A 7331-nucleotide genomic window follows, 5' to 3' on the forward strand; every position below is an offset into this window, starting at 1 on the left:
TTCCGGAGGACAGATTATGGTAGAGGCTCTCTTACTGGGTCTGGTGGCGTTTATCGCGCAATCGGAATATGCCTTAGGGACGTCGCTAATTTCACGGCCTATCGTCACCGGGCTGCTGACCGGGCTGGTGCTGGGGGATGTACAGACCGGCGTCATTATGGGCGCGACGCTGGAGCTGGCGTTTATCGGCTCTTTCTCCGTTGGCGCCTCGATCCCGCCCGACGTCGTGACCGGCGGTATTCTCGGCGTGGCGTTCGCCATTACCTCTGGCGCAGGCACAGAAACGGCGTTGTTGCTTGGCCTGCCTATCGCCACGCTGACTTTGATCCTGAAAAACATCTATCTGGGGATGTTCATTCCAATGCTTAGCCAGAAGGCGGACGGGTATGCGGAACGGGCGGATCTCCGCGGCATTGAGCGGATGCATTTGATTGCCGGATTCGGCCTGTCGCTGATGCTTGCCGCGGTGGTCACCGTCTCATTCCTGGTGGGCAGCAACGCGGTGAAATCCCTGCTCGATACGATCCCGGAATTCATCAAACATGGGCTCAGCGTCGCCACCGGCATCATCCCGGCCCTCGGCTTCGCGATGCTCGCCAGGCTGCTGATTAACAAGAAAGTGGCGCCGTATTTTTTCCTCGGTTTTGTGCTGATGGCCTATTTGAAAATCCCGGTGACCGGTATCGCCATTCTCGGCGCCATCGTGGCGGTGGTCATAGTTAACGTCACCGCATTGAATTCACCTCGTATCACGACAGAACAAGGAGTCAGCGATGACGACGAAGATGATTTCTGAAGAGACCCTGCAGCCGCAGGCGCAGGAAGAAACCCGGATTACGCCGCGCGATTTACGCCGGGTGTTCTGGCGCTCTTTCCAGATGGAGTTCTCGTGGAACTATGAGCGGCAGATGAATCTCGCCTTTGTTTACGCGTTGATCCCGGTGCTGAAGAAGCTCTATCCGCGCAGAGAGGAGCTGGCCGCAGCGCTGAAGCGGCATCTGGTTTTTTTCAATACCACGCCGCATATCGTCACCCTGCTGCTGGGGATCACCACGGCGATGGAAGAGAAAAACAGTCAGCAGAAAAACATGGATGCCACTGCGATTGATAACGTCAAAGCCTCACTGATGGGACCGTTAGCCGGGCTGGGTGACTCTTTCTTCTGGGGGACGCTGCGCCTCATCGCCACCGGGATCGGCACCAGCCTGGCGCTGAAGGGCAACATCCTCGGGCCGATCCTGTTTCTGCTGGTGTTTAACGTGCCGCACATTCTGGTGCGCTGGTGTTTTACCCGCTGGGGCTACGTACTGGGCACCGGGGTCCTGCAGCGGATCCAGAAGAGCGGAATGATGGAGAGCCTGACCTACGGGGCGTCGATTATCGGTCTGATGGTAGTCGGGGCGATGACCGCTTCAATGATCGATATCACCATTCCTCTCTCCTTCGGCGCCGGGGAGGCCAAAACCCAGGTACAGGACATTATCAACGACATTCTGCCCTGCATGCTGCCGTTGGTGAGTTTTGGCATCGTCTACTGGCTACTAGGACGGAAAGTTAAACCGCTCTCAATTATTGGCGGCATGGCGCTGGTGGGCATTCTGGGTTCGTGGATCGGATTGTTTTAACGGGAGTGAGCTATGCGACCAACAATGATGACATATATCAGTGAAGAGCCGGCCTGCCTGGCGCAGATCCTGCGCGACTACCGGCAAAAGCTGGCGCCGATTGAAACCTTCGTCCGCCAGCACCCGGTACGGCGGATATTATTGCTCGCGACCGGATCGTCGCTGAATGCCGCGCTGTGCGCGCGCTATTTCTTTGAGCAACGCTTCGGTGTGCTGCTTGACATTAAAGAGCCGTACAACTTCACCCATTACGACGCGATCGACCCGCATGCCGATCTGGTGGTGGCGATTTCACAGAGCGGAAAAAGCGCGTCGACGCTGGAGGCGATGCGTAAGGTACAGGCTTCCGGCAAGTCGGTTTTCGCCCTGACCTCAGATCCGCAAAGCCCGATAGGATGCGCCAGCGATGGCGTTCTGGATATTAATACCGGGATCGAGAGCGTAGGGTTTGTGACCCGCGGCTTTAGCGCGACGGTGCTCAACCTGTTGCTGATAGCGCTGATCATTGCTCGTAAGCAGGAGAAAGCCAGCGAGGTCGAGGAGCAGCACTATCTCGCTGAATTGCAGCGGCTGCTAGCGGCGATCCCGGAGGTTATCGTCCGCACCTCGCGCTTTATTGACCGCCATAGCGAAACGCTGCGCAGCGGCGAGCGCTTTGTCGCCACCGGCTACGGCGCGCTGGTTGGCGTGGCGAAGGAGTTCGAAACCAAATTTACCGAGACGGTGCGCGTGCCTTCCAGCGGCTTTGAGCTGGAAGCCTATATGCATGGCCCCTATCTGGAAGCCAATGCCCGCCATGTGATGCTGTTTATTGAAGATACGCCGGACGCGCGAACCCGGGCGCTGCGCGACTATCTGGCGCCGTCCATTGGCCGGGCCTTTACCCTGACGCTGGGTGACGAAGAGGATGCTCAAACGCTGGCGCTAAACTGTCCGTGCGAGCATCACCTGGCGCCTCTGCTGCTGATTGTCCCAGTGCAGATGCTCGCCTGGCATACCGCAGGACTGAAAGGCATCGATCTGGCTAAACGTATTTTCGACGATTTTGACCGCGTCTTAAAAAGTAAAATCTGAAAATTCAGGAGAAAGCTATGTTGGGTTTTAATCAGGACGAGTACCTGACCAGTGCTCGCGAGATCATCGCTGCGCGTAAACAGGCTGAAACCGTAGCCGACGATATTTATGACAGCGGCTGTAGCGCATTATTTTTTGCTTCGGTAGGTGGTTCCCTGGCGCCGATGATGGCAATTAATGAATTTGCCAAAGAATTAACCAGCGTGCCGGTATATCTTGAACAGGCCGCGGAGTTAATCCATCGCGGACATAAAAAATTAAATAAAGATGCGGTTGTCGTTACGTTATCTAAATCCGGCGATACCAAAGAGTCGGTCGCCATTGCCGAATGGTGCAAGGCACAGGGGATCCGCGTGGTAGCTATTACTCGTCACGCCGACTCGCCATTGGCTGCCGCCGCCAGCTGGCATATTCCGATGTGCCACAAAAATGGCGTGGAATATGAATATATGCTGCTGTACTGGTTATTCTTCCGCGTCATTTTTCGTCACGGCGAGTTTGCTGATTATGCGCGATTTGCCAGCCAGCTCGAGTTACTGCCGGAAAATCTCCTGCAGGCGAAACGCCAGTTCGATCCCCGAGCGGATAGCATTGCCGCGCAATACCATGACTGCGACTATATGATGTGGATTGGCGGCGCGGAAATGTGGGGCGAGGTCTATCTGTTCTCAATGTGTATTCTCGAAGAGATGCAGTGGAAGCGGACGAAGTCGGTGAGCTCCGCTGAATTTTTCCACGGCACCCTGGAGCTGCTGGAAAAAGAGGTTCCGCTGTTTCTGGTGAAAGGCGAGGGGAGATGCCGGGCGCTGGACGAACGCGTCGAGCGTTTTGCCGAAAAAATAACTGACCATCTGGTGGTTATCGACCCGCGCGACTATCCGCTGAACGGCATTGATGACGCGTTCCGCTGGATTATGGCGCCGTGCGTGGTGTCCACCCTGCTGGTGGACCGGCTGGCGGCCCACTTTGAACACCATACCGGCCACGACCTCAATATCCGCCGTTACTACCGGCAGTTTGATTACTAAGCCGTGTTGATGGCGGCCAGCCGGGCTGGCCGCCATGCTATTCTCCGAGGCGCTTCCCAGAAAATTGTCGTCAAACCCAACCGGGTAAAAACCGGTGATAGAGTCCGGCTTACCTTCTCTTTCAGGCAAGCGGATGGCCATGAAAAAACGGATGACCTCGACGCCGCACGATGCGGTCTTTAAGCGATTTCTTCGTCACCCGGAGACAGCGACTGATTTCCTCACCCTCTACCTTCCCGAAGCGATCCGTCAGCGGTGCGATTTCTCTACCCTGAGGCTGCAATCGGCGAGCTTTATCGATGAGGATCTGCGCGCCTGGTATTCAGATGTCCTCTGGTCGGTGCAGACCACCTGCGGCACGGGGTATGTTTACGTGGTGATAGAGCACCAGAGCTCACCGGATAGCCATATGGCCTTTCGCCTGATGCGCTATGCGATTGCCGCAATGCAGCGCCACCTGGATGCCGGGCACAAAACGCTGCCGCTGGTGGTGCCGATGCTTTTTTATCACGGTGCAACCAGTCCGTATCCTTTTTCCCTCAACTGGCTGGATGAATTTGCCGACCCGCAGCTGGCGAAGACGCTGTATGGCTGTCCGTTTCCATTGATCGACGTGACGGTGATGCCGGACGATGACATCGTGCAACATCGGCGAGTCGCCTTGCTGGAGCTGATGCAAAAACATATTCGCCAGCGCGATCTCAGCGGCATAACGGAGTCGTTGGCGGCCGTTGTGATGCTGGGATACACTAACCGTCGGCAGTTGAGAATGCTGTTTCACTATATGCTGCAGTACGGTAATACGGCCGAGCCGGGCGTGTTTCTCCGCCGGCTGGCCCGCCGTCTGCCACAGTATGAGGAGACATTGATGTCTATCGCGCAAAAGCTTAAGCAGGAAGGTCGGGAAGAAGGCCGGGAAGAAGGGCACCTGGAGGGCTTGCAGGAAGGCAGCCGACGCGAGGCGCTGCGCATTGCCGGCAGTATGTTACAGAATGGCCTCGACAAAGAGATGGTACAGAAGATCACCGGACTGTCGGCTGATGAACTACAGCCGCTGTGTGGTTAACGTCCTGCCACGACAACCGCTGCCCGGCGCGAAAATTCGCCGGGCAGGATTGCGTTAGCCTTCGCTTTTCACCACTTTGATCTCCACCATGCCGATCCCCAACTGACGCGGGGAGTGGCCGAGGATATTGCCCTCGTTAGTGGTTTGCGGGTCCGGCGGGGTGATGATCAGCGTGTTGCTGCGCGTTGGGTTGTCAAAATGCAGCGTCGTGGTAGTCACGTCATTATCCAGAGTGAGCACTTGCTTACTTTCTCCAACTCGCACCGGAATCGGCTTATTGGCGTTTGGGCCATAAGCTTTGGCGGTGATCACCAGATCAAATTTCTCCGGTAGCGGCTCTTTATATTCAATCTTCACGTCGCTGCCCAACTGAGCATTGGACCACCGCCCCCACGACTCGGGACGCGAAATACCGCTGAACTGTTTAACCTCTTCCGGGGCGCCAGCGATGTTAAACACGAAGCTGTCGGCCTTATAGCGAATATCGTTGTCGACAATTTTCAGCGTATCGACGTTGCCCTTATAGCGCTCCATATCGATAAGGGTGTCCCTGAAGGCGGTCTTGCCGTGCCACTGCGGCTTATCAACGTGCTGGACCTTCTGCTCACCCCCCAGCTGTCCCTGCGAGACGCACCAGTCGGTGGAGAGCGCCAGCTCAGGCGACCACAGCTGGCCCATTTTATAGCAGCGATCGACCCACACGAAATTATCCCGTGGCGCGAAATCGGCCAGCTGGAAGCGCAGCGGCGCAGAGTATTCACTCTCTGGCAGCGGTTCTACGCGCTGGTCAGATACCCGCAGCAGCAGCGGCAGACGGAAATGGCTGCCGGAGAACGCGATCATATTTTTCTGCGAGTCGATGGTNAAATTCTTCATTTCTTTGGGGAAATTCCACAGGCGGATCACGTCAGGCTTCCATGCCAGGACTTTCTCTTTCATATTCATGAAAATACCGGAGAGCGACTGGCCGGAGAGGCTGCTACGCCCGAGGCCGATATAGTTATCGCCGCCGAGAATATCCAGCACCGTCGCGCCGTTATCCATGGTGTTGCGTTTCACCGCCAGGGTCTCCTGCTGCGGTTTATCGCCGCGCAGGACGAAGAACAGATTGCTGCGATCGTGCTTGTTGAGATAATCCCAGGCGCTGTTCTTCATGGCCAGGTGATCGGAAGAGACCACGATGACCGTGTTTTTGAAATAGGGTGAGGCTTTAATCTTCTCTATCAGCGCGGCGATATGTTCCTGACTGCAGCTAACGGCGCTGAAAGAGAGGTTTTTCTTGCCGTCCACATCATAGCGTTTACGCTCGCAGGTGCGTGAGATAAAACCGTCGGGATGGTGGGTATCCACCGTCAGGGCGAAGAGCGAGAAGCGTTTCCCGGACTGCGACAGCTCTTCGAATTTTTTCCAGGTCTCGTCGAGCACAGTGTCGTCATAGAAGCCCCAGTCGTTGCGGTAGGTAGGATCCGCCACCGTAGTTTTTAGCTCTTCCGCCCCGTACAGATGATCGAAGCCGTGGGATTTAAGAAACACGTCTTTGCCGGCAAAGCGCAGGTTAGCCCCCTGCACAAAGTAATTCTCGTAACCGGAGTTCTTCAGAATATCGCCAAGGCAAATATTCTGTGGAAAGAAGCTGGAGACTGAGGCTGAGGCATTACCTTCGAACGGCGCGAACAGCGGAATGCCGCACTGTGAGGCGACCATGCCGGCGATAGTGTAATCGGTCCCCGGCAGCTGCATGGTATTGCTGAAATCAATGGCCTCAGCTTTAATTCTGCCAAGCTCAGGGGTGAGGTTGGGGAAGGCGTCGTTATCAAAATAGGTGCGCTCGAGACTTTCGCCATAGATATAGACCAGGTTCAGCTGCGGATTGTCGATTTGCTTCGACGGCTCTTTATAGTACGCGGCAAAGTCTGGATCGCCCTCGCGTGACTGGGATTTCACCAGCTCGCTGATCTGATGGAAGGCCGGGCTGGCATCAACGGAGGCCAGCGCCAGCAGTAGCGCCGCCAGGCTGTAACCGACGTGATGAGGATGATGCCGACGGCGGCGCAGCACCCAGCCGAGGGCGCCAAAGACGGCGACCAGTGCGACGGCCACGCCGACCCCCGGCAGTATATATTTGCCGATCCCGGCGCCGGTCAGGCTGTTGGTCAGAGTGTAGAGTACCGCGTCGTTGATGCCGTCGCCGGTGAAGTAGTCACTGGCGTAGAGGGTGATATTCAGCACCACGAACAGGCCTAACACCGTGAGCGTGGCGGCAAACCACCAGGTGTTACGACCCGCTTTCCAGGCATACAGCACCACCGAAGCTAAAAATAAGGCGATGGATAACAACTCTGACACAGCTCATCCTCATTAATGCCAGTTATCGGCTGGCAGAACAGATTACTTTTCAAGCCCCACTGTAATTGCAGCGCCATCTTGCTGCAATTCTAGCGTCATGAAAGTGTGCAGTTATTCAGAATTGGTTTAGAAGTTGCCTTTTTTGATCGGCATCGCATCGGGTGAAATGGGAAAACGGAACAGGAAAACTGC

Annotated in this window: 6 protein-coding genes; 5 read left to right on the forward strand and 1 reads right to left on the reverse strand. The window is 56.0% G+C overall.

All coding sequences use genetic code 11. The features are described 5' to 3' along the window. Window positions 1–16 precede the first annotated feature (16 nt). The 5 genes from VZP09_RS24040 to VZP09_RS24060 all read left to right on the forward strand — a co-directional run bounded on the left by VZP09_RS24040 (window position 17) and on the right by VZP09_RS24060 (window position 4793). Window positions 17–796, forward strand: coding sequence for a PTS mannose/fructose/sorbose/N-acetylgalactosamine transporter subunit IIC (locus tag VZP09_RS24040; protein WP_032439183.1), 780 nt, complete (start codon window positions 17–19; stop codon window positions 794–796). Continuing rightward, the gene (locus VZP09_RS24045; RefSeq protein WP_004146068.1) at window positions 774–1625 is read left to right on the forward strand and encodes a PTS system mannose/fructose/sorbose family transporter subunit IID; all 852 of its coding nucleotides are present in this window, start codon (window positions 774–776) and stop codon (window positions 1623–1625) included. The genes VZP09_RS24040 and VZP09_RS24045 overlap by 23 nt, the downstream gene beginning before the upstream one ends. Before the next feature lie 12 nt (window positions 1626–1637). Further along, window positions 1638–2699: an SIS domain-containing protein gene (locus VZP09_RS24050; protein ID WP_016529370.1), complete on the forward strand. Its 1062-nt coding sequence runs from the start codon at window positions 1638–1640 to the stop codon at window positions 2697–2699. Between the two features lie 17 nt (window positions 2700–2716). Continuing rightward, complete coding sequence (locus VZP09_RS24055; RefSeq protein ID WP_004178531.1) at window positions 2717–3727, forward strand: SIS domain-containing protein; 1011 nt, start codon at window positions 2717–2719, stop codon at window positions 3725–3727. A gap of 133 nt (window positions 3728–3860) precedes the next feature. Beyond that, complete coding sequence (locus VZP09_RS24060) at window positions 3861–4793, forward strand: Rpn family recombination-promoting nuclease/putative transposase (protein ID WP_020802805.1); 933 nt, start codon at window positions 3861–3863, stop codon at window positions 4791–4793. 54 nt (window positions 4794–4847) lie between these two features. Here the strand turns inward: VZP09_RS24060 and opgB are convergent, their stop codons facing one another. Continuing rightward, the gene (gene opgB / locus VZP09_RS24065) at window positions 4848–7139 is read right to left on the reverse strand and encodes a phosphatidylglycerol--membrane-oligosaccharide glycerophosphotransferase (protein ID WP_328795447.1); all 2292 of its coding nucleotides are present in this window, start codon (window positions 7137–7139) and stop codon (window positions 4848–4850) included. Window positions 7140–7331: the final 192 nt, after the last annotated feature.

This window comes from Klebsiella sp. EMBS2024 (genome assembly GCF_036233805.1).
In the GTDB taxonomy this organism is placed as follows: domain Bacteria; phylum Pseudomonadota; class Gammaproteobacteria; order Enterobacterales; family Enterobacteriaceae; genus Klebsiella; species Klebsiella pneumoniae.